We start from the raw sequence: 20,637 nt of genomic DNA, 5'->3' as shown, positions 1-20,637 counted from the left end.
CCGCGGCCGGGCTGCGCTCCCTCCGGCCCGCCGAGACCGAGGCGCCCGTGCCGTCCGGGCGACGCAGCCGACCCGAGCCGATCTCCGGCGGCAACCTGCCGACCGCCCCCCGGCCGCTCGGCCCGCCGCCGATGGCACCCGCCCCGGTCGCCCCACCGCCCGTGGCGCCGCAGCCGCTCAGCCCGGCCGCCGCCGGCATCCCGACCTCCGCCCCGCCCTCGCGTACCGACCCGGGGATGCCCGTGGTGCGCCGTGGCACCGACCCCGGCATGCCCATGGTGCGACGCGGCACCGACCCGGCGATGCCGGTGGTGCGACGCGGCACCGACCCGGCGATGCCGGTGGTGCGCCGTGGCACCGACCCGGGCATGCCCGTGGTGCGGCGCGGCACCGACCCCGGCATGCCCGTGGTGCGACGCGGCGTCGATCCCGCCAACCGGCCGGTCTCCGCGCCGCCGCCCCCGCCGCCCGGGATCACCCCGATCGCTCCGGCGCAGCGTGGGACGGTGCCCCCGGCCGAGGCGGGCGAGCCGTTCCGGCCGACGCTGACCACCGCGGCGATCAACAACGCCCGTGCCGAGCGGCAGCGCACCGTGATCCCGCCCCGCCCGAAGACCAACGGCGCGCTCTCGTCACCCACCGGCGGCTTCAGCGCCACCGACCTCAGCGTGCCGGTGCCCACCCCCCGCCCGGAGGTGGACTCGGCGCCCCCTGGCTCGCGGGCCAACTGGCCGCTGGTCAACAACCCGGAGAACCCGTCCGACAGCGCCGCCGACAACCCGGTCGTGCCGCCGTACGGGGAGCGCGCCGGGCGGCCGGTGGACGCCCCGACCGATCCCGGCACGGAGCGGCGGGTCACCCCGCCCTGGCTCGCCGACGACCTGCCGCAGGAGCCGCCGATGCTGCGGCTGGTCGAGCCGCCGCCGCTGGCCGACCGGGCGCTGCGCGAGGGGCGCATCGCATCCGCCGACCCGCACCTGGAGACGCCGCCGCTGCGACTCGTCGACCGCGAAGAGGCGAGCCGGTCGGCTCGCGCCGGCCGCGGTGAGCGTCCGCTGCCCGAGCGCCGCCCGGAACCGCTCGACCGCCGCCCGGAGCCCCTCGATCGCCGGCCGGAACCGCTGGAGCGCCGCTCGGAGCTGACGGAGCGCCGCCCCGATCCGGCCGAGCGCCGGCCCGCCCCGATGGAGCACCGGCCCCCGCCGATCTCGGACGAGGGCGACGGCGACCTGCTGATCTTCGCTCAGGCGCGGTCCGCCTGGTTCGTCGGGCACACCGAGGAGAGCGAGCTGGAGTGGGCGTCCACTGCGGACACCGGCTGGCAGGCCGCCGAGCAGGCGGCCCGTCCGGCGGTGGGCGCGGAGACCAACGCCGGCCTGCCGAAGCGGGTGCCCCAGGCCAACCTGGTGCCCGGTTCACCGCTGCGCGAGGAGCGTCCCCTCCGGATCGTCCGGGACGCGGCGAGCCTGGCCGAGAACACCACCGGCTACTTCCGCGGCTGGCGTCGCGGTCAGGAGATCGGCGGTTTCGCGGTCGGTGGCCGGCCGGGGCGCGAGGCGGCGGGCGGTTGGGACTTCAGCCGCGACCCGGCCGAGCGGGACGACGAGCGGGAGTACGAGTTCCGCTCCGCCGGCTACCGGTCCTGAGCGCGATCCGAGCACTTCCCGCCCCGGTGTTTCTGCCCACACCCGGATAAGTTGACGCCGGGTCGGGGCGGCCGGGAGCATACCCGGCGGACCGGCGCCGACAGGTGACGCCGGGGTGGGAAGGCGACTCCAATGGCGACACCGGCAATCGGCTCCTCCGTGCTCACCCGACGGGGGGTGCTCGCCGCGGCGGCCAGCACCCTCCTGCTCAGCGCCTGTGGGCGCGACGAGGGCCGGGACGGCGGCACCGCCGGGCCCCCCGCGGGGTTCGGCGAGCTGGTGGTGGGCGTCAGCCTCGAGCTGACCGGGCCGGGCGCCACGCTCGGTGTGCCCCAGGAGCGGGCGCTGCGGATCACCGCCGACACGCTCAACGAGTACGGGGTGCCGGTCGGCAACCAGCGGCTGAAGATCCGCCTGGAGGTACGGGACAACGGCAGCGACCCGCGACTGGCCGCCCGGCACGCCGCCGAGCTGGCCACCCGCGACGACGTGCACGCCCTGCTCGGCGCGACGCTCGCCGAGACCTCGCTGGGCATCATCAGGGTGGCCCAGCGGGTCCGCGTCCCCTACCTCTCCCTCGCGTACGGCGACGGGATCGTCCACCCGCTCGCCGACCGGACCTTCGTCTACAAGGTGACGCCGGACGCCGAGCAGTTGGCCACCAGGCTCGTCACCCTGCTGAAGGAGCAGAGCCGGCATCGGGTGGCGTTGCTGGCCGGCCACGGCCTGCACGGCGACTCCGGGGTGGCCGCGATCGGCGCCGCCGTCGACTCGGCCGGCCTGCACCTCGCCGTGACCAGCCGGCTGCCGGCGACCGGTACGAGCTTCCTCACCGCCGCGCGGGCCGTGGTCCGGAAGGCGCCGGACGCCGTGGTGATCTGGGCGAACGCCCCCGACTCCGGCGCCGCGGCCCGGGCCCTGCGTCAGGCCGGCTACCGCGGTCGGCTCTACTTCGACGCCGCAGGGGTCGCCGAGGACACCCTCGACGAGCGGAACGCCCCGGCCGTGGAGGGGGCGTACGCGGTGCACCCGCTGTCGCTGGGCGACTCGACGCTGACGAACACCTCCACCGGCGCCCTGGCGCTGCGCGACCTGTCCTCCCGGTACCTGCACCGGTACGGCAGTTACCGCGGCTTCGCCCCGTACGCCTCGGACGCGCTGACCCTGATCGTGGGGGCCGCCCGGGCCGCCGGCAGCCTCGACCGGGGGCGGGTGCGGGCGTACCTGCGCAACCAGGGCATCGAGGGGATGACCGGCGCGTACGCGTTCGAGCCGAACAAGCACAGTGGACTGGACCCGAGCGCCCTGGGCATCTACCGGGTCATCAACAGCGGCTGGAACCGGATCTCCTGACCTCCCCGATCGCCCGCCCCGCCGACCGGTCGGTGGTGGGGCGGGCGTCGCGCGTCCGGGACAGCACGACGCGCCCGGGGACGGCCGGAGCCGCCACCGGGCGCGTCGGGACCGTCAGGCCGGGGCGACCGCGCGCGTGCGGCGCATGGTCAGCACGTACTCGACCAGCGAGATCAGCACGTGCTTGGTCGACTCCCGGTTCCGGGCGTCGCAGGCCACCACCGGGACGTCGGTCGAGATCGCCAGCGCGTCCCGGACGTCCTGCGGGTCGTGGTACTGCATCCCGTCGAAGCAGTTGATGGCCACCAGGTACGGCAGCCGCCGGTGCTCGAAGAAGTCGATCGCCGCGAAGCAGTCGGCCAACCGGCGGGTGTCGACCAGCACCACCGCGCCGATCGCCCCGCGTACCAGCTCGTCCCACATGAACCAGAACCGCGTCTGGCCCGGCGTGCCGAACAGGTACAGGATCAGATCCCGGTCGATCGAGATACGGCCGAAGTCCATCGCTACCGTGGTCGTCGTCTTGCCCGGCACCTGCCGGGTGTCGTCGACGCCCACGCCAGCGGAGGTCATGATGGCCTCGGTGGTCAGCGGCGTGATCTCCGAGACCGAGCCGACCAGCGTCGTCTTGCCGACGCCGAACCCACCGGCGATAACGATCTTCGCCGACGTCACTCGCCCGCTCGGCGCAGGCGGGCGGTGCGACATGTCAGAGCCTGCGAAGTCCACTCAGCACCCTCTCCAGCAGTTCAGTGCCCACCGCGTCGTCCGAGTCGTCCAAGATGGTCGGCTCGTGAACCGCGACCAGGCCGTCCGTCGCCATATCGGCGATGAGCACCCGGGCCACACCGAGCGGAAGCTGCATCCGCGCCGCAATTTCGGCCAGCGACTGCACGCGTCCGTCACACAGCGCGGCGATGTACTGGTGCTCTCGGCCCTGGCCACTGTTGCCACTGGCAGCGGCCCGACCGCGCACCGTAGTCTCGACGAGCGCCTCCATGGCGATGTCGAGCCGGGGACGGGTACGACCACGGGTAACGGCGTATGGACGGACCAACGCTCCGGTCGGTTCGTCACGATCAGCCATGTCGCCGCTCACCTCCCTCGCACCCGACACCGGCCTTCACCGGTGGAACCCGTCATTCTTGTCGTGTTGTAGCTGCCCCGCCGATCGGCCGGTCAGCGGTCAGCCCATCATCCCGACAGCCGTACGCGGCTGCGGCGTCAGGGCGTCGCCCACCCGGTCGACCAGGAGAGCCATCTCGTAGCCGACCTGGCCCACGTCACAGCTGCGGGCGGCCAGCACGGCGAACGAGGATCCGTCCGAGATGGACATCAGGAACAGGAAGCCGTTGTCCATCTCGACGACCGTCTGCAGCACCGCACCGCCCTCGAAGCAGCGGGCCGCGCCCTGGGTCAGGCTGACCAGGCCGGAGGAGATGGCCGCCAGCTGGTCCGCCCGGTCCCGGGGCAGGTCTCGTGACGACGCGAGGAGCAGGCCGTCCGCGGAGACGGCGACCGCGTGCGCGACACCCGGCACCCGGTCGGCGAAGTTGGCCAGCAGCCAACCGAGATCCTGCGTAGTTGTCATCCTTCTTGCTCCTTCTGCCCGCTCCCGGCGGCCCGGTCTGCGCCCGACTGCGAGGATTGCTGCCCTCCCGGAGTCGCCTCCGGGCTGGTGGGGTTGCTGTCCGAGGGAGTGCTGCGCCCGCGCTGCACGCCCCGATGGTAGGCGGAGAGCAGGCCGCGTACGGCCTCCGGCGTCCGGCGCTGCACCGAGGTGGTCGGCTTCTCGATGGTGCCCGGCACGAGCTGGGCCATCGGCGTGCGCTTCGGCAACCCGGTCTGGGTGGTGCCCGCCACCGGCGCATCGGACGCGGCCACGGCGGCCCGCCAGCCGTCGTCGGCCGCGGTCTGCCAGCCAGCGGGCTGCGGGGTGGGTCGGCGGCTGGGCAAGCCGTCGCCGAGACCGGGGTGACCCCCGTTCGTCGCCGCCCCGTTGTCGCGCGGCGCCCCTCCGGCCGTCGGAGTGTTTGCCATCGGTGCGTTACCTGTCATCGGTGCGGTGTTCGGGACGGCGCGGGCCTGGTCGGCGGCGGGCGCCTGCGGAGCCGCCGCGCCGTTCGCCGCCGGGCGGGCGCCGGCCGCCTCCTCGGGACCCGGCTTGCGGGTACGGAACCAGGCCGACTCGAGCTCCCGGAAGATCGGCAGCTCCATCGTCTCGTCCGCGTACCGCTGCCGGTTGGGTGTCTGCTGCGGCGTCGACGGTCGGTTGGCGGGCGGCGACTGCGCCGGCCGGGCCTGCGGTGCCGCGGCCGACTGTCGCTGCGCCGGCGCGGTGGCCGCCGACTGCGGCGCGGCCGATTCGGGACGCGCCACCCGGGGCAGCTCGGTGGTCATGTCCAGGGCGGCGGCGAGCCGCTCGGGGACCGGCGGGGTCGCCGCTTCCCGCTCCGGGTTGGCCACCGGCGGCCAGACCGGCGGTGCCCCGGCGGTGCCGGGGGCCGACGTGGTCGGTCGGGTCGGCAGCGGGCCGGCGGGCGGCGCCGAGGTCGGGGCCGGAGCGGCGGAGACCGGCGGACCGGCGTACGGGTGACCGGAGACCGGCTGGCCTTGGTAGGGGTGACCGGAGACCGGCTGACCGGGGTACTGCTGGCCGGGGTACTGCTGACCCGGGTACTGCTGGCCGGGGTACGGCTGGCCCGAGGCCGGCTGACCGGAGATCGGCGCGGCGGAGACCGGTACGCCGGAGACCGGCGGCAGCGGCGGGGCCGAGACCGGGGGCACCGGGGGCGAGGAGACCGGCGGGAACGGCGGCGCGCTGTACGACCGCACCTCCGGGCTGCTGGGCAACTGCCGTGGGATGGCCGGCTGCTGGCCGGTGCTCCCCGGGTCGCCGTCGCCACCGGCCCGCCGCTGCGGCAGCGGGTCGACCTGGTGGCCGTTGGCGGGGCGGGCGGGCGGCTGGCCGTCGCCGCCGTTGAGGCTGCCGGCGCCGGTCAGGTCGGACCAGGCCGGCATGGACCGGGTCGCGCCGGCGTCGGCCGGAACGCCCGAGCCGTTGCGCGGAGCCGGGTCGAAGGGGCGGCCACCGAGGGTGACCTGGTTGCCCGAGTCGCTGGGGCGCGGGGTCGGGGTGGGACCGCTGCTCAGCGCCGGGAGCGCGCCGAAGACCGGGGTGCCGCCCGAGCCCTGCGGGCCGGGGGCGGCCGGCAGCGCGCCGGGCTGCCGGCCGGTGAGGGCGCGGGGCACCAGCACCGAGGTGGGCAGGGTGACCTCGGCCACCGTGCCGCGACCGGAACCGGGGCGCAGCTCGACCCTGACGCCGTGCCGGGACGCCAGCCGGGCGACCACGACCAGGCCCATCATCCGGGAGACGGCCACGTCCACCTGGGGCGGCGTGGCGAGCCGCTCGTTGAGGTCGGCCAGCTGGTCGGCGCTGATGCCGATGCCGCGGTCCTCGACGTAGAGCGTGGCCCGGTCGCCGATCCGCCGTGCCTCGACCATGACCTGGGAGTCCGGCGGCGAGAAGGCGGTGGCGTTGTCGAACAGCTCGGCGACCAGGTGCACCAAGTCGTTGACCGCGTGCGCGGCGACCTCGATGTCCCGGTCGATGATGCCGAACTCGATCCGGGTGTAGTGCTCGACCTCGGACTGCGCGGCCCGCAGCACGTCGATCAGGGCGGCCGGCTCCCGCTGGACGCGGGTGGAGTCCGCGCCGGCGAGGACCAGGAGGTTCTCGTCGTTGCGGCGCATCCGGGTGGCCAGGTGGTCGAGCTGGAAGAGCTCAGCCAGCCGGTCCGGGTCCTCCTCGCCGCGCTCCAGCCGGTCGAGGTGACCGATGAGCCGGTCGACCAGGATCTGCGAGCGGCGGGCGAGGTTGACGAACATCGTCGCGACGGAGGAGCGCAGCGCGGCCTGCTCGGCGGCGGTGCGGACGGCTTCCAGGTGGACCGCGTTGAACGCCTCGGTCACCTGGCCGAACTCGTCCTTGCTGCGCACCGGCAGCGGCTCGGCGATCTGGGTGGCCAGCTGGGCCGGGGTGAGCTGTCCGCTGACCTGCGGGTCGCGCAGTCGGGCCACCGCCTGGGGCAGCCCGTACTGGGCGATGGAGAGGGCACCCTGGCGCAGGTCGCGCAGGGAGCGGGCCATCGACCGGGCGACCAGGTAGGCGAAGAGGATGGCCAGCAGCAGCATGCTGAGCAGCAGGCCGGTTTCCAGGAAGACCTGGCGCTGGACGTCCGAGCGGAGACCGTCGGCCTGGGAGACCACGTTCCCGTCGAGCTTCACCTCGACCGTCCGGTACAGCGCGGAGTAGGCCACCATGGCCGCGTCCCACTGGTCCGGTCCGAAGTCCAGCGAGGAGATGTCCTCGGTGATCAGGCCGTCGACCTCGCCGATGTACTGCTTGCCCTGACGCAGGTCGGAGCCGGCGACGGTCTGGTCGTAGAACTCGCGCTCCTCGCGGGTACCGATTGCCCGGAAGGTCTGCATCGCCTGCTGCTGACCGGTCTTCGTGGCGATGTAGTTGTCCCGCAGGGCGGGCGGGTACGACTTGCCCAGCACCTGGTGCACCACGGTGCGCTGGAGCGAGAGGTATTCCTTGGTGCGGGCGATCGCGGCCGCGGAACGCATCCGGTCGCTCAGGTCGTTGTCGCCGGCGAGCTGGGTGGTCGAGTCGCGGACGCTGAGCAGGTGGTCGATCAGCTCCTGGTAGAAGGCGATCGCCTGGCTGACTCTCAGCTTGCCGCTGTAGACCTGGCTACGGGTGCCCGGCAGGTCGGACAGGTCCTGGTCGATCTGGTCGAGCAGCGCGTCGAGGCTGCCCGGCAGGTCCTCGATCTCGACCCGCTGCTGCGAGTACGGCGCCTTGGACTGGTCCACCCGGGAGTTGACCCGGTTGTACGCCTCCTGGTACTGCTCGCGGGCCTGCCCCTTGGGCGAGTCGAGCAGCAGGACGGCGGAGGTCCGCTCGTCCTGGAGGCTGTTCACCAGGTCACCGGAGTAGCCGACCAGGTTGGCCAGGTCGCCGGCCCGGTTGGCGTTGTTGAGCGTCTGCAGGTGGTCCACCAGCCCGCTGGTGCCCACGACGACCGTGGCGATGGTCGGCACGATCATGATCAGACCGAGCTTGGACCAGATCGGCATGTCGCGGAGTCGGCTGGCAGGCCGACGCAGACGCGACAGGAAGGAGCCCGCCGCCTTTGGCCGTTTGCTCACGTCACCGCCCTCGCGATTACAGCGTCCCGCGTTGCCTCGGGCAACGCCCAGCGACCGACCCGGCGGGTCGGACCTCCGAGATTCCATCACGCCGTCCCTGAAAGAGAAAGCCCAGGCTGGCGCTCAGCGAGGGTGTGATGAGATGTGGAGGCACTTTGCTCGCATTCCGTCTGGCCGGAGTCACCTAAAGTAATGAAATACCGTCACCGCGTCGTCCTGCTCGCCGGCCCTTCGGGCTCGGGAAAGTCGTACATAGCGCAGCGAACCGGACTTCCCGTGCTTTGTCTGGACGACTTCTACAAGGACGGTGATGACCCTACGTTGCCACGACAGAACGGCCAGGTGGACTGGGACTCGCCCGACTCGTGGGACGCCGGAACGGCCGTGGAAACGATTGCCCGGCTGGCCCGGGAGGGCAAGGCCGATGTGCCGGTTTATGCGATCGGTGCCGACCGGAGGGTGGCCACCCGGCCATTCGAGGTGACCGGATCGCCACTTTTCCTGGCCGAAGGGATTTTCGCCGCCGAGATCGTGGCGGAGTGCCGCCGCCGGGGACTGCTCGCCGGGGCGTACGCGCTGCGCCGCCCGCGCGGCGCGACGTTCGTCCGTCGACTGACCCGGGACCTGGCCGAACAGCGCAAGGCGCCCCGGGTGCTGGTCCGGCGCGGCGTGGCGCTGCTGCGCGCGGAGCCGGCGGTGCTGCGCCGGCAGACCGGGCTCGGCGCCGAGGCGGCCCGGGCCCGCGACATCCTGCGGCGGGTGGCCGGCCTGGTGGCCAGCCACCCGCACCACTGATCAGCCGAGCAGCTTCGCGTACGCCGGCTTGATCACCTCGTCGATGATCCGCAGCCGCTCGTCGAACGGGATGAAGGCGCTCTTCATGGCGTTGATGGTGAACCACTGGAGCTCCTTCCAGCCGTAGCCGAAGGCGTCCACCAGCAGCGCCATCTCCCGGGACATCGAGGTGCCGCTCATCAGCCGGTTGTCGGTGTTGACCGTCACCCGGAAACGCAGGTCACGCAGCAGCCCGATCGGGTGGTCGGCGATCGAGGCCACCGCCCCGGTCTGCACGTTCGACGAGGGACAGAGCTCCAGCGGGATGCGCTTGTCCCGCACGTACGCGGCCAGCCGGCCGAGGACCGGCGTCGGGCCGGGGTTGATGTCGTCCACGATCCGCACCCCGTGGCCGAGCCGGTCGGCGCCGCACCACTGGATGGCCTGCCAGATCGACGGCAGCCCGAACGCCTCGCCGGCGTGGATGGTGAAGTGGAAGTTCTCCCGCTGGAGGTACTCGAAGGCGTCCAGGTGCCGGGTGGGCGGGAAGCCGGCCTCCGCGCCGGCGATGTCGAAGCCCACCACGCCGGCGTCCCGGTGCCGGACGGCCAGCTCGGCGATCTCCTGCGACCGGGCGGCGTGCCGCATCGCGGTGAGCAGGGTGCCGATCCGGATCGGGGTGCCGGCGCCGACGGCCTGCGCGCTGCCCTCGTCGAAGCCGGCCAGCACCGCCTCGACGACCTCGTCCAGGGTGAGGTCCTGCTCCAGGTGCTGCTCGGGGGCGAACCGGACCTCGGCGTAGACCACCCCGTCGGCGGCCAGGTCGAGGGCGCACTCCCGGGCGACCCGGCGCAGCGCGGAGGGGGTCTGCATCACCGCGACGGTGTGCGCGAAGGTCTCCAGGTAGCGCTCCAGCGAGCCGGAGTTCGCCGCCTCCACGAACCAGCGGCCGAGCGCCGCCGGGTCGGTGGTGGGCAGCTCGTGACCCACCTCGGCGGCGAGCTCGACGACCGTCGCCGGCCGCAGGCCGCCGTCGAGATGATCGTGCAGCAGCGCCTTCGGGACCTTGACGATGTCCTCGTATCGGATTGCGACCATGCCCTGACCCTAGCCAGCGGGTCAGGGCCGCCAGCCGTAGACCCGCTCGACGGCGATCCAGACCACCAGCCGACCGTCGGCGACCATCGCGGCCCGGTACTCAGCCCAGTCGGGATGGTCGCCGCGGATCCGGCGGTAGACCTCGACCAGCTCCTCGACGGTGGCGTCGTCCTCCGCCGTCGCGGGCGCGGTGAGCGTCGCGGTGCCCTCGGCGACGGCGTACGCGCCGCCGTCCGGGGTGGTCACGTGGAAGCTGGCCCGGGGGTCCCGGCGCAGGTTGCGGGCCTTGGCCCGGTCGCCGGTGGTGGAGCAGCGGATCAGCCCCGGCTCGGCCAGGTAGTCGAGGTTGGACAGCTGGGGGCGTCCGTCGCGGCGCAGGGTCACCAGCACGCCGCGACCGCGCGCGCCGAACAGCTCCCACAGCCGGGCCGTCACGCCGGCACCCGCAGCGGGGCGAGCGCGGCAGCCAGCCGGGCGATCTCGTCGAGCATCAGGTCGGCCGCGGCGTCGCGCGCCGGGTCGGGCAGCAGCTCCCCCTGGTCGTCGAGCGCCTGCCGAAGGAAGATCGGCACCGAGTCGTTGACCGGCATCATCTGCAACGTGGTGACCACCTGCTTGATCATCTGTACGGCACGCAGGCCCCCCGAGGTCATCCCATAGCTGACGAAGCCGACCGGCTTGTAGCGCCACTCGTGGAACAGGAAGTCGATCGCGTTCTTCAGCGGTGCGCTGAAGCCGTAGTTGTACTCCGGCATCACGAACACGAAGGCGTCCGCGGCGGCGGTGGTGGCGCTCCACTCCCGGGTGTGCCGGTGGACGTACCGCCCCTCGGAGGGGTGGTGCGGCTCGTCGTGGAAGGGCAGCGCGACCTCGGCGAGGTCGACCAGGCGTACGTCGTCGAAGGCGTCGTGCCGGGCGGCGGTGGAGACGAACCAGTCGCCGATCGAGCGACCCACCCGGCCGGGTCGGGTGCTGGCGACGATGACGTTCAGACGGGGCATGACGGGGTGACTCCAGTCGGGGTGGGCCGGTTCGTGGCCGGCACGGCGAGTTTCGGGATCAGGTGGTGCGCGAGCGGCCCGATGGCGGCGGCGTACAGCAGGGTTCCGGGGCCGACCGTGCCGCCGAGCAGCCAGCCGACGGCGAGCACCGCCAGCTCGATCAGGGTCCGGACCCGGCGGATCGGCAGGCCACGGGCGGCGAGGCCGGTCATCAGCCCGTCCCGCGGCCCGGGGCCGAGGTCAGCGCCGAGGTAGAGCGCGGTGGCCACCCCGTTGAGCAGGATCCCGGCGAGGAGCAGCGGGATCCGGAGGGTGAGCGGACCGCCGGCCGGAAGCACCCGCAGGGCGGCGTCGACGGTCAGGCCGACGAGGACCGCGTTGCCGAGCGTGCCGATGCCGGGACGCTGCCGCAGCGGGATCCAGAGCAGCAGGACGACCACCGCGACCCCATTGACCACCTGACCCAGCGGCAGGCCGGTCCACTCGGCCAGGCCCTGGTGCAGGACGTCCCAGGAGGCCAGGCCGAGGTTGGCACGGACCATCAGCGCCACGCTCACCCCGAAGAGGATCAGCCCGGACAGCAGCCGGACGATCCGCTCGGAAAGCTTGGTTGACATGTCACATACCGTAGAGCGAGGTTGATGACATGTCAACCACTGGCGTACGCTCGGCCCATGGACGCACCACGCTGGCTGAACGACCGCGAGGACCGGGCCTGGCGGGGCTACCGCCGGATGCGCCGGCTGCTCGACCTCCAGCTGGCCCGGGAGCTGATGGCCGACGCCGGCCTCTCCGAGCCTGACTACGACGTGCTCTCCGACCTCTCCGAAACCCCCGACGGCCGGCTGCGCCTCAGCGAACTGGCCGACCGGATGCTCTGGTCCCGCAGCCGGCTGTCCCACCACCTCACCCGGATGCAGCAGCGCGGCCTGGTCATCCGCGAGGAGTGCGCCACCGACGGCCGGGGCTCGGTGGTGGCGCTCACCCCCGACGGCCGGCGGGCCATCGAGGCGGCCGCACCCGCCCACGTCGCCGCCGTCCGCCGCCACCTCATCGACCTGCTCGAACCCGACGAGCTGGCCGCCCTGGAGCGGCTCACCCACCGGGTCGTGGACCGGCTCGCCGCCGGCCGGTCCTGACCACCACCGGCCCCGGCCGGCACCGCGCCCGGCCCGGCCGAGCCCCGACCCCGCTCCCGTACGCTGCCCTGGTGACCGCGTCGCGCCCGTCCGACCAGCACGGGGGCCTCGTGCACCCACGGGTGCTGGACCGGCTGCGCTGCCCGGTCTGCGCCGAACCGCTGGCCGAGGCCACCGACACCCGGGCGCTGCGCTGCCCGCGCCGGCACAGCTTCGACATCGCCCGCCAGGGGTACGTCAACCTGCTCACCGGCAGCGCCCCGCACGTCGGCGACACCGCCGCGATGGTGACCGCCCGGGCCGACTTCCTGGCCGCCGGGCACTACGACCCGATCTCCGCCGCGCTGGCCGGGGCGGCGGCATCCGTCGTCCGGCCGGCCGCCGGGGCGTACCCCCTCGTGGTGGACGCCGGGGCGGGTACCGGCGCGCACCTCGCCGCGGTGCTGGCGGCGCTGCCCGACGCCGTCGGCCTGGCCCTGGACGTCTCCAAGCCGGCGCTGCGCCGCGCGGCCCGGGCCCACCCCCGGGCCGCCGCCGCACTGGCGGACACCTGGCGCCGGCTACCCCTGGCGGACGCGTCGGCGGCCGTCCTGCTCAACGTCTTCGCCCCGCGCAACGGCGCCGAGTTCCGCCGGGTGCTCGATCCGGCCGGGGCGCTGCTGGTGGTCACCCCGACCGACGCCCACCTCACCGAGTTGGTCGAGGCGCTCGGCCTGCTCCGGGTGGACCCGGCCAAGGCCGACCGGGTGGCGGAGAGCCTGGCCGGGCACTTCACCGAGCAGGCGACGGCGGTGCACGACAGCCGGCTGGCCCTCACCCGGGCCGAGGTGACCACCCTGGTCGGCATGGGGCCGAGCGCCTGGCACGCCGACGCGGCCCGGCTGGCCGATCGGGTCGCCGCCCTGCCCGAGCCGGTCACGGTCACCGCCGCCGTCCGGCTCACCGTCTGGCGCCCGCGCTGACCGTCAGCCGGCTCAGGTGGAGAGGTCGACCTCTTCCCAGCCCGGCGGCTCGTCGTGGTACGGCCCGCGCAGCATGACCGCCCACTCCAGCGCCCAGCGCCGCTGCCCGATCGCGTTGGCGTCCACCAGGCCCGGCAGCCGCCGACCGGCCTTCTGCATCTCCAGGTACGCCCAGTCCAGGCAGTAGTGCAGGTCGAGCAGGGCGGCCGCGTCGGCCGGGTGCTGCGGGGCGGCCAGGATCCGGGACCGCCACTCGGTGAAGGTCTCCCCCGCCGGGATGTGCGGCAGCCGCTCCACCAGCCGCTCGTCCACCGGCACCGTCGGGTCCAGCTCCTTGGTCAGGCCCAGCACCCAGCACAGCGAGAAGAGCGCGTCGTGGTGCAGCACGAACGACCGGTGGTCGCCCTTGCCGCCCATCACGAACTGCCACTCCGGCGGGGTGACCATGTCGACCAGGTGCGAGCCGAGCAGCCAGCTCATCGCCGCCTGCGGCGGCATCCCGAAGCAGCGGGCCAGGATCACGTGCAGCACCGCGATGCGCGCCTCGATCTCGCCGAGCGGGCGCAGCTCGATCTCGTCGCCGGGCTCCCAGACCAGCGGGAACTGGGCGGGTGGCAGCGGCAGGCCGAGCCGGGACAGCTCGTCGAGGCTCGCCTCGCGTACTTCCCGGGGGTCGGGGGCGGGTACCAGCACGGTCGAAGTCCCTGTCTGCTCGCATCGGCGTCACCGCCGGTCGATCCCCCTGGGCTGGGAGGATAGCGGTCCCGGCACGCCGACACCATGTCACCCCGCCCCCACCGGCCGACCGGCCGCGGGTGCTCGGCCGTTCAGCCGATCCGCTCGATGACCAGCGGCGTCGACTCCGGCGCGGTGGCCGCGATCCGGACCGCCCGCTCCGCCTCGGCGCGCGCCGCCGGGATCCGGGCGGCCTCGTCGGCGCGCAGCTCGTAGAGCGGGTCACCGGCCCGCACCGGGTCACCCGGGCGCTTGTGCAGCACCACCCCCGCCGGAATGCTGACCGGGTCCTCCTTGCGGGCCCGGCCGGCGCCGAGCCGCCAGGCGGCCACCCCGATCGCGTACGCGTCGACGGACGCCACGAACCCGTCGGCCTGGGCGCGGACCACCTCGACCTCGTTGGCGGTCGGCATCGTGGCGTCCGGGTCGCCGCCCTGGGCGCGGATCATCCTCCGCCAGGCGTCCATCGCCCGGCCGTCGCGCAGCGCCGCCTCGGGGTCGGCGTCCGGCAGGCCGGCCGCGGCCAGCATCTCCCGGGCCAGCGCCAGGGTCAGCTCGACCACGTCGGCCGGGCCGCCGCCCGCCAGCACCTCGACCGACTCGGTCACCTCGACCGCGTTGCCGACGGTCAGGCCCAGCGGGGTGGACATGTCGGTGAGCAGGGCGACGGTCCGCACGCCGTGCGCGCCACCCAGCTCCACCATGGTCCGGGCCAGCTCCCGGGCGTCGTCGACGGACTTCATGAACGCGCCGGAGCCGACCTTGACGTCGAGCACCAGCGCGCCGGTGCCCTCGGCGATCTTCTTGCTCATGATCGAGCTGGCGATCAGCGGGATCGCCTCGACGGTGCCGGTGACGTCCCGCAGCGCGTACAGCTTGCGGTCGGCCGGGGCCAGCCCCGCACCGGCGGCGCAGATCACCGCGCCGACGTCGCGCAGCTGCGAGATGAACTCGTCGTTGCTCAGCGCGGCCCGCCAGCCGGGGATCGACTCCAGCTTGTCCAGCGTGCCGCCGGTGTGCCCGAGCCCGCGGCCGGAGAGCTGCGGCACAGCGCCGCCGCACGCGGCGACCAGCGGGGTGAGCGGCAGGGTGATCTTGTCGCCGACGCCGCCGGTGGAGTGCTTGTCCACGGTCGGCCGGGCCACCGGGGAGAGGTCCAGCCGCTCACCGCTGGCGATCATCGCAGCGGTCCACCGGGCGATCTCCGGCGCGGTCATCCCGCGCAGCAGGATCGCCATGGCCAGCGCCGACATCTGCTCGTCGGCGACCAGACCCTTGGTGTACGCGTCGACCACCCAGTCGATCTGGGCGTCGGTGAGCACACCGCCGTCCCGCTTGGTCCGGATGACATCAACCGCCGTGAACGCACTCATCAGATAGTTCCTCTTCTTAGCCATGGCAGATACCGACGCGTGGTCCGCTACCGCCGTTAATCTCAACCACCCCAGCGGGTCGGGATCTCCATCGGCGGCTCGCCCTCACCGGCCCAGAAGATGGTGCCGGAGGCGTCGACCACCACCACCCGGGGCGTACGGGCCAGCCCCCAGGTGATCGCCTCGGCGGAGTCGTCCCAACTCGGGGCCTCCTCCAGCACACCCGTCTCGGCGTCCGCGTCGTCCCCGGCCGACCGCTCCCAGTACGCCGTCCAGACCTGCTGGCCGGCGGAGAGGTCGGGGTGGACAAAGACGGTACCCCGACCCCGCCAGGCGGCCAGCCGTTCGGGCACCACGGGCAGCGGGGTCTCGCCGACCACCGCGTCGAGGTCCTCGACGCCGAAGGCGTGCGGCAGCAGCTCCGCCATCCGCAGCGGGCGGCCCTTGGCCTCGACGAGGCACTCCGGGCCGCCGTTCTCCCACAGCAGCTGCCGGCACCGGCCGCACGGCATCAGCGGTTCGCCGGTGGCGTCGACGCAGGACATCGCGACCAGCCGGCCGCCGCCCGTGGCGTGCAGCGAGGAGACGATGCCGCACTCGGCGCAGAGGGTGACCCCGTACGCGGCGTTCTCCACGTTGCAGCCGACCACGATCCGGCCGTCGTCGACCAGCGCGGCCGCGCCGACCGGGAAGTTCGAGTACGGCGCGTACGCGTGCCGCATGGCCTCGGTGGCCGCGGCCCGCAGCCGCTCCCAGTCGATCTCGGTCATCCCCTGATTCTGCCGCATCACCGTTTTGACCTGCGGCGCGGCCCGTCCGCCGGCACGGGGACCTCGGCGACCGTCGGACGGTACGACGACGACGGCGCCCGCCCGCTGTCGCGGGAGGACGCCGCCGGGTGTCGTGGAGCGCTCAGCCCTTGATGTACGGCTTGCCGTCCGCCGCGGGCGCCCGGACCCGGCCGACCAGCCCGGCCACCGCCAGGATCGTCGCCAGGTACGGCAGCATCGCCAGGAACTGGCTGGGGATGCTGCTGCCGATCGCCCCGAGGTACGTGCCGAGCTGGTCGGCGAAGCCGAAGAAGAGCGCGGCGAGCAGCGCACCGGTCGGGCTCCACCGGCCGAAGATCAGCGCGGCCAGCGCGATGAAGCCCTTACCGCCGATCATGTTCTTGGTGAACGAGTAGAGCGCCAGCGTGTACGAGGCGCCACCGATCCCGGCGACCATGCCGGCCATCAGCACGTTGCGGTAGCGCAGCCCCAGCACCCTGACGCCGAGGGTGTCCGCCGCGGTCGGGTGCTCACCCACCGAGCGGGTCCGCAGGCCCCACCGGGTGCGGAACAGCGCGATGTGGATGACCAGCACCAGCAGCAGGCCCAGGTAGAGGAAGATGTTGCCGCGGAACAGCGCCGGGCCGAACAGCGGGATGTCCTTGAGCAGCGGGATCTCCCAGTTGGAGAAGCGCGGCGCGCTGTTGTACTTCTCCGCCTGGGTCTGCATCAGCCGCTCGTAGAGGAAGCCGGTGACGCCGACCGCCAGCAGGTTCAGCACGATGCCCATGACCACCTGGTCGACCAGGTAGCGGATTGCGAAGACGGCCAGCAGCAGCGAGATCACCGCACCGCCGATCGCCGCGGCGACCAGGCCGACCCAGACGCTGCCGGAGATGCTGCCGAAGAGCGCTCCGCTGAAGGCGCCCATCAGCAGCTGCCCCTCGATGGCCACGTTCACCACGCCGGAACGCTCGCAGAGCACCCCGGCCAGCGCGCCGAAGATCAGCGGCAGGGCCAGGATGAACGTGCCGCGGACGATGTTGACCAGCGGCATGAAGTTGCGCCCCTCGGGGGCGGCGGAGACCTGCCAGCACAGGAAGCTCAGCACGAAGCCGACCAGGCCGACGCCGAGCACCAGGGTGAACCAGCGCTTCGGCACCCCGGCCAGCAGTGCCGCGCCGGCCACGGCGGCCACGACCCCGAACAGGATCGCGCCGACCGTGCCGTTGATCTCCAGGGCGGCGCCGCCCTCGGTCTCGCTGAGGGTGAAGCGGGCCGGCTGGCTGGTGGCGAGCGCACCGAAGAGCACGGCGGCGAGCACACCCAGCGCCAGCAGGACCGCGCCGACCTTGCGGGTGCGGGTCCAGAATCCCTCGTCGACCGTCGCGACGGCGACGTCGGGGACAGCGGTGGTGGACATGCCTTACCAGCCCTTCGCCAGGCTCGTCTGCAACCGGGCGGCGCGGGCGGCCCGGAGCTGGAAGATCGCCTTCACCAGGGCCGGCGCGGCGATGAAGATGACGATCAGCGCCTGGAGCACGGTCACCAGCTCCAGCGAGATCCCCGAGTACGACTGCATCCGGTTGCCGCCGGCCTGGAGCGCGCCGAAGAGCAGCGCCGCCAGCAGCACACCCCACGGCTTCACCCGGCCGAGCAGCGCCACCAGGATCCCGTCGAAGCCGATCTGCGCGACCACCAGGGGAGTGAGCGCGTTCGCGGTCGAGCCGAGCACCATCTGGCTGCCGCCGAGACCGGCGAGCAGGCCGGAGATCACCATCACCAGCACGTACGTCCGGGTGACGCTGATGCCGGCGGTCCGCGCGGCGTCCGGGTTGGCGCCGACGGCCCGCAGCTCGAAGCCGAGCGTGGAGCGGTTGAGCAGCCAGGCCACGAACCAGGTGGCGAGGACCGCCAGCAGGATGCCGGCGTGCACCCGCAGGTCGGAGCCGAGCAGCCGGGGCAGTTGCGCGGAGGAGTCGACCGGCTTGCTGATCGCATCCGACCGGTCCGGGTTCTGCACCCCGCTCTGGACGATGATCCAGGACAGGAAGTAGACCGCGACGTAGTTGAGCATGATCGTGTTGATCACCTCGTGTGCGCCGGTCTTCGCCTTGAGGATGCCGGGGACGAAGCCCCAGAGCGCACCCGCCACGGCGCCGGCGATCAGCGCGACGAGCAGGTGCAGCACGGGCGGCAGCGGCAGCGCGAAGCCGGCGATCGCCGCCAGGATGACGCCCATCGTGGCCTGGCCCTGGGCGCCGATGTTGAACAGGCCGCCGCGGAAGGCCAGCGCCACCGACAGGCCGGTGAAGGCCAGCGGCGCGGTGTAGGTGAGCGTCTCCGAGATCGGCCCGAGCGCGGCGGAGAAGCCGACCGCGTCCGGGTCGAGGACGGCGCCCTTGAACAGGTTCGCGTACGCCTCGCTCACCACGGTCCAGCTGGCGTTGAGCGCATCGGCCGGGCGGGCGGTGATGTAGCTGTAGGTGGCCAGCACCTCCGGGTCCGACACGATGATCAGGATCGCGCCGATCACCATGGCCAGCACCAGCGCCAGCACGGTGACCATGACGGTGTTGGCGGCCCAGAGGTTGTCCAGGAACAGCCGGCCCAGCGAGGGCCGGGGCTCCGGCTCCGGGGCCTTCGGGGCGGTCATCGCGGCGGCCCGGTTGGTGTCACCGGCCGCGTGCGCCGCCGTGTGCGCCTCGGTCGCCGGCTCCTTGTCCGGGGAGCCCGAGCCGGGGTTGGGGTTGGTCATGCCTCGTCCTCGCTACCTGGGCCCTCGGGGGCCGGAGCGGCCGGTCCTCCGCCGCTCACGGCCGGGCCGGGGGTCGCTTCGCCGTCGGGGGTGGCGCCGCCCGGGGCGGCCGCGTCCGGGGTGATGCCCGCCATCAGCAGGCCGATCGCCTCGCGGGGGGTGTCCGGCCCGACGATGCCGATGATCCGGCCGCGGTACATCACCGCGATCCGGTCAGCCAGCCCGATCACCTCGTCCAGCTCGCTGGAGACGACCATGACGGCGGTGCCGATGTCCCGCTCCCGGATCACCCGGCTGTGGATGAACTCGATGGAGCCGACGTCGACGCCGCGGGTGGGCTGGGCGGCGATGAAGAGCTTCAGCGGCCGGGACAGCTCCCGGGCCACGATCACCTTCTGCTGGTTGCCACCGGAGAGGTTGCCCACCGGGGCGTCCGCCGAGGAGGTGCGGACGTCGAACTGCGCAATCCGCTCCTGCGCCGACTTCGCGATGGCGTCCGGCTTCAGCGACAGGCCCTTGCCGAACGGCGGCCGGTCGTAGATGTCCAGCACCAGGTTCTCCGCCACGGAGAACTCCTTGACCAGGCCGTCGACGCTGCGGTCCTCCGGCACGTAGCCGACCCCGGCGCGGAGCACCTTCTTGGTCGACCAGCCGTGCACCGGCTGGCCGTCGAGGGTGACCGTGCCGGCGAGGGTGGGACGCAGCCCCATGATCGCCTCGATCAGCTCGGTCTGGCCGTTGCCCTGCACACCCGCGACGCCGAGCACCTCGCCCGCGTGCACGGTCAGGTCGACGCCGTCCACCGCGCGGATCTGCCGGTCGTCGTCGACGACCAGGCCGGCGACCTCGAGCATCGGCCGGCCGGGGGTGGCCGGCTTCTTGTCCACGGTGAGCCGGACGCTGCGGCCGACCATCAGCGCGGCCAGCTCGTCCCGGCTCGCGTCCGGGGAGGCGGTGCCGACGGTCTTCCCGCGCCGGATCACGGTGATCCGGTCGGCGATGGCCTTGACCTCGCCGAGCTTGTGGGTGATGAAGACGATCGACTTGCCGGCGGCCTTGAGCGACCGCATGACCGTCAGCAGTTCCTCGGTCTCCTGCGGGGTGAGCACGGCGGTCGGCTCGTCCAGGATCAGCAGGTCGACGTCGCGGGTGAGCGCCTTGACGATCTCCACCCGCTGCTGGATGCCGACCGGCAGGTCCTCGATCACCGCGTCCGGGTCGACCCGCAGGTTGTACCGCTCGGAGACCTCGGCCACCTCGCGGCGGGCCCGGCGCCGGTCCAGGAAGCCGGCGATGCCGCCCCTGACCTGCTCGGCGCCGAGCATGATGTTCTCGGCGACGGTGAAGACGGGCACCAGCATGAAGTGCTGGTGCACCATGCCGATGCCGGCCGCGATCGCGTCGGACGGGCCCTTCAGCTTCAGCGGCTGGCCGTCGACCAGGATCTCGCCCTCGTCGGGCTGGTAGAGCCCGTACAGGACGTTCATCAGGGTCGACTTGCCGGCGCCGTTCTCGCCGAGCAGGGCGTGAATCTCTCCAGGCTCCACCGTCAGGTCGATGTGGTCGTTGGCGACCAGATCACCGAACCGCTTGGTGATGCCGCGCAGTTCGAGTCTCAGCGCAACCTCCTGGAGTGCGAGCGATGGTGCAGCGTAGCTGCCGGTGGGGCGGCCACCCGGCACGGGCCGGCCGACGGATGGAGCGGATCGGCCGCCCCGGCGGTCGCGGGGTCTCCCCCACCTACGCCGAGGCGGCCGATCGTCATGCCTGGTGCTCGCCGGCCCCCGCTGATGATCCCATCGTGGCGG

General features: G+C 73.3%; 18 protein-coding genes and 1 pseudogene. 5 read left to right on the top strand and 14 right to left on the bottom strand.

Going from position 1 to position 20,637, the window contains the following annotated elements:
* Nucleotides 1-428: 428 nt before the first annotated feature.
* Together V6U81_RS29295 and V6U81_RS05180 are read left to right on the top strand one after the other, a co-directional pair.
* A pseudogene (locus tag V6U81_RS29295) lies at nucleotides 429-1,646 on the top strand (transposase); the annotation flags it as partial.
* Nucleotides 1,647-1,778: 132 nt separating this feature from the next.
* A complete protein-coding gene (locus V6U81_RS05180) occupies nucleotides 1,779-2,999 on the top strand; it encodes an ABC transporter substrate-binding protein (protein ID WP_334484980.1) in 1,221 nt (406 codons plus the stop codon).
* Between the two features lie 114 nt (nucleotides 3,000-3,113).
* Here the strand turns inward: V6U81_RS05180 and V6U81_RS05175 are convergent, their stop codons facing one another.
* The 4 genes from V6U81_RS05175 to V6U81_RS05160 form a co-directional block, all read right to left on the bottom strand.
* Nucleotides 3,114-3,707 carry a GTP-binding protein gene (locus V6U81_RS05175; protein WP_210775114.1) on the bottom strand — a complete coding sequence of 198 codons (594 nt, stop codon included), beginning with the start codon at nucleotides 3,705-3,707 and terminating at the stop codon, nucleotides 3,114-3,116.
* A 1-nt stretch (nucleotide 3,708) separates the two neighbouring features.
* Nucleotides 3,709-4,086 carry a DUF742 domain-containing protein gene (locus tag V6U81_RS05170; RefSeq protein WP_334485192.1) on the bottom strand — a complete coding sequence of 126 codons (378 nt, stop codon included), beginning with the start codon at nucleotides 4,084-4,086 and terminating at the stop codon, nucleotides 3,709-3,711.
* A gap of 99 nt (nucleotides 4,087-4,185) precedes the next feature.
* A complete protein-coding gene (locus V6U81_RS05165; RefSeq protein WP_089011242.1) occupies nucleotides 4,186-4,590 on the bottom strand; it encodes a roadblock/LC7 domain-containing protein in 405 nt (134 codons plus the stop codon).
* Entirely contained in the window at nucleotides 4,587-8,219 is a 3,633-nt protein-coding gene (locus V6U81_RS05160) for a sensor histidine kinase (RefSeq protein WP_334484971.1), read from the bottom strand. The genes V6U81_RS05165 and V6U81_RS05160 overlap by 4 nt, the downstream gene beginning before the upstream one ends.
* Nucleotides 8,220-8,603: 384 nt before the next feature.
* On the opposite strand from V6U81_RS05160, the gene V6U81_RS05155 reads away from it, so the two are divergent.
* Nucleotides 8,604-9,014 (top strand): hypothetical protein, encoded by a 411-nt coding sequence (locus tag V6U81_RS05155; protein WP_334484969.1) that lies wholly within the window; start codon nucleotides 8,604-8,606, stop codon nucleotides 9,012-9,014.
* Here the strand turns inward: V6U81_RS05155 and V6U81_RS05150 are convergent, their stop codons facing one another.
* Genes V6U81_RS05150 through yczE form a run of 4 tightly spaced genes read right to left on the bottom strand, consistent with a single transcriptional unit; the run spans nucleotide 9,015 to nucleotide 11,709 of the window.
* Nucleotides 9,015-10,091, bottom strand: a complete 1,077-nt coding sequence (locus tag V6U81_RS05150; protein WP_334484967.1) for an adenosine deaminase — start codon at nucleotides 10,089-10,091, stop codon at nucleotides 9,015-9,017.
* A gap of 21 nt (nucleotides 10,092-10,112) precedes the next feature.
* Nucleotides 10,113-10,526, bottom strand: coding sequence for a PPOX class F420-dependent oxidoreductase (locus V6U81_RS05145; protein WP_334484965.1), 414 nt, complete (start codon nucleotides 10,524-10,526; stop codon nucleotides 10,113-10,115).
* Nucleotides 10,523-11,092 (bottom strand): NADPH-dependent FMN reductase, encoded by a 570-nt coding sequence (locus V6U81_RS05140; protein ID WP_334484964.1) that lies wholly within the window; start codon nucleotides 11,090-11,092, stop codon nucleotides 10,523-10,525. The genes V6U81_RS05145 and V6U81_RS05140 overlap by 4 nt, the downstream gene beginning before the upstream one ends.
* Complete coding sequence (gene yczE, locus V6U81_RS05135; RefSeq protein WP_334484962.1) at nucleotides 11,080-11,709, bottom strand: membrane protein YczE; 630 nt, start codon at nucleotides 11,707-11,709, stop codon at nucleotides 11,080-11,082. Before yczE ends, V6U81_RS05140 begins: the two co-directional genes overlap by 13 nt.
* A gap of 57 nt (nucleotides 11,710-11,766) precedes the next feature.
* Between yczE and V6U81_RS05130 the strand changes: the two genes are divergently transcribed.
* Nucleotides 11,767-12,231 carry a MarR family winged helix-turn-helix transcriptional regulator gene (locus V6U81_RS05130; RefSeq protein WP_334484960.1) on the top strand — a complete coding sequence of 155 codons (465 nt, stop codon included), beginning with the start codon at nucleotides 11,767-11,769 and terminating at the stop codon, nucleotides 12,229-12,231.
* Nucleotides 12,232-12,341: 110 nt separating this feature from the next.
* Entirely contained in the window at nucleotides 12,342-13,193 is an 852-nt protein-coding gene (locus tag V6U81_RS05125) for a putative RNA methyltransferase (RefSeq protein ID WP_334485190.1), read from the top strand.
* 12 nt (nucleotides 13,194-13,205) lie between these two features.
* Here the strand turns inward: V6U81_RS05125 and V6U81_RS05120 are convergent, their stop codons facing one another.
* The 6 genes from V6U81_RS05120 to V6U81_RS05095 form a co-directional block, all read right to left on the bottom strand.
* Nucleotides 13,206-13,886, bottom strand: coding sequence for a DUF4272 domain-containing protein (locus V6U81_RS05120; protein ID WP_334484958.1), 681 nt, complete (start codon nucleotides 13,884-13,886; stop codon nucleotides 13,206-13,208).
* A gap of 134 nt (nucleotides 13,887-14,020) precedes the next feature.
* A complete protein-coding gene (locus V6U81_RS05115) occupies nucleotides 14,021-15,301 on the bottom strand; it encodes a thymidine phosphorylase (protein WP_334484956.1) in 1,281 nt (426 codons plus the stop codon).
* A 62-nt stretch (nucleotides 15,302-15,363) separates the two neighbouring features.
* The gene (locus tag V6U81_RS05110) at nucleotides 15,364-16,071 is read right to left on the bottom strand and encodes a cytidine deaminase (protein WP_334484954.1); all 708 of its coding nucleotides are present in this window, start codon (nucleotides 16,069-16,071) and stop codon (nucleotides 15,364-15,366) included.
* Nucleotides 16,072-16,213: 142 nt separating this feature from the next.
* Nucleotides 16,214-17,494, bottom strand: coding sequence for an ABC transporter permease (locus tag V6U81_RS05105; protein ID WP_334484952.1), 1,281 nt, complete (start codon nucleotides 17,492-17,494; stop codon nucleotides 16,214-16,216).
* Nucleotides 17,495-17,497: 3 nt separating this feature from the next.
* Nucleotides 17,498-18,829 carry an ABC transporter permease gene (locus V6U81_RS05100; protein WP_334484950.1) on the bottom strand — a complete coding sequence of 444 codons (1,332 nt, stop codon included), beginning with the start codon at nucleotides 18,827-18,829 and terminating at the stop codon, nucleotides 17,498-17,500.
* Entirely contained in the window at nucleotides 18,826-20,511 is a 1,686-nt protein-coding gene (locus tag V6U81_RS05095) for an ABC transporter ATP-binding protein (RefSeq protein WP_334484948.1), read from the bottom strand. Before V6U81_RS05095 ends, V6U81_RS05100 begins: the two co-directional genes overlap by 4 nt.
* Nucleotides 20,512-20,637: the final 126 nt, after the last annotated feature.

Source organism: Micromonospora lacuserhaii (assembly GCF_036902735.1).
In the GTDB taxonomy this organism is placed as follows: Bacteria; Actinomycetota; Actinomycetes; order Mycobacteriales; family Micromonosporaceae; genus Micromonospora.
The sequence above is the reverse complement of the archived record's forward strand: the minus strand, read 5'-3'. Positions and strand labels throughout refer to the sequence as shown.

Excerpts from the sequence above, each read along its gene's own strand:
- V6U81_RS05110 (WP_334484954.1), bottom strand. The coding sequence starts at position 16,071 with ATGACCGAGATCGACTGGGAGCGGCTGCGGGCCGCGGCCACCGAGGCC.
- V6U81_RS05170 (WP_334485192.1), bottom strand. The coding sequence starts at position 4,086 with ATGGCTGATCGTGACGAACCGACCGGAGCGTTGGTCCGTCCATACGCC.
- V6U81_RS05140 (WP_334484964.1), bottom strand. The coding sequence starts at position 11,092 with ATGCCCCGTCTGAACGTCATCGTCGCCAGCACCCGACCCGGCCGGGTG.
- V6U81_RS05105 (WP_334484952.1), bottom strand. The coding sequence starts at position 17,494 with ATGTCCACCACCGCTGTCCCCGACGTCGCCGTCGCGACGGTCGACGAG.
- V6U81_RS05175 (WP_210775114.1), bottom strand. The coding sequence starts at position 3,707 with ATGTCGCACCGCCCGCCTGCGCCGAGCGGGCGAGTGACGTCGGCGAAG.
- V6U81_RS05150 (WP_334484967.1), bottom strand. The coding sequence starts at position 10,091 with ATGGTCGCAATCCGATACGAGGACATCGTCAAGGTCCCGAAGGCGCTG.
- V6U81_RS05115 (WP_334484956.1), bottom strand. The coding sequence starts at position 15,301 with ATGAGTGCGTTCACGGCGGTTGATGTCATCCGGACCAAGCGGGACGGC.
- V6U81_RS05100 (WP_334484950.1), bottom strand. The coding sequence starts at position 18,829 with ATGACCAACCCCAACCCCGGCTCGGGCTCCCCGGACAAGGAGCCGGCG.
- V6U81_RS05165 (WP_089011242.1), bottom strand. The coding sequence starts at position 4,590 with ATGACAACTACGCAGGATCTCGGTTGGCTGCTGGCCAACTTCGCCGAC.
- V6U81_RS05180 (WP_334484980.1), top strand. The coding sequence starts at position 1,779 with ATGGCGACACCGGCAATCGGCTCCTCCGTGCTCACCCGACGGGGGGTG.
- yczE (WP_334484962.1), bottom strand. The coding sequence starts at position 11,709 with ATGTCAACCAAGCTTTCCGAGCGGATCGTCCGGCTGCTGTCCGGGCTG.
- V6U81_RS05130 (WP_334484960.1), top strand. The coding sequence starts at position 11,767 with ATGGACGCACCACGCTGGCTGAACGACCGCGAGGACCGGGCCTGGCGG.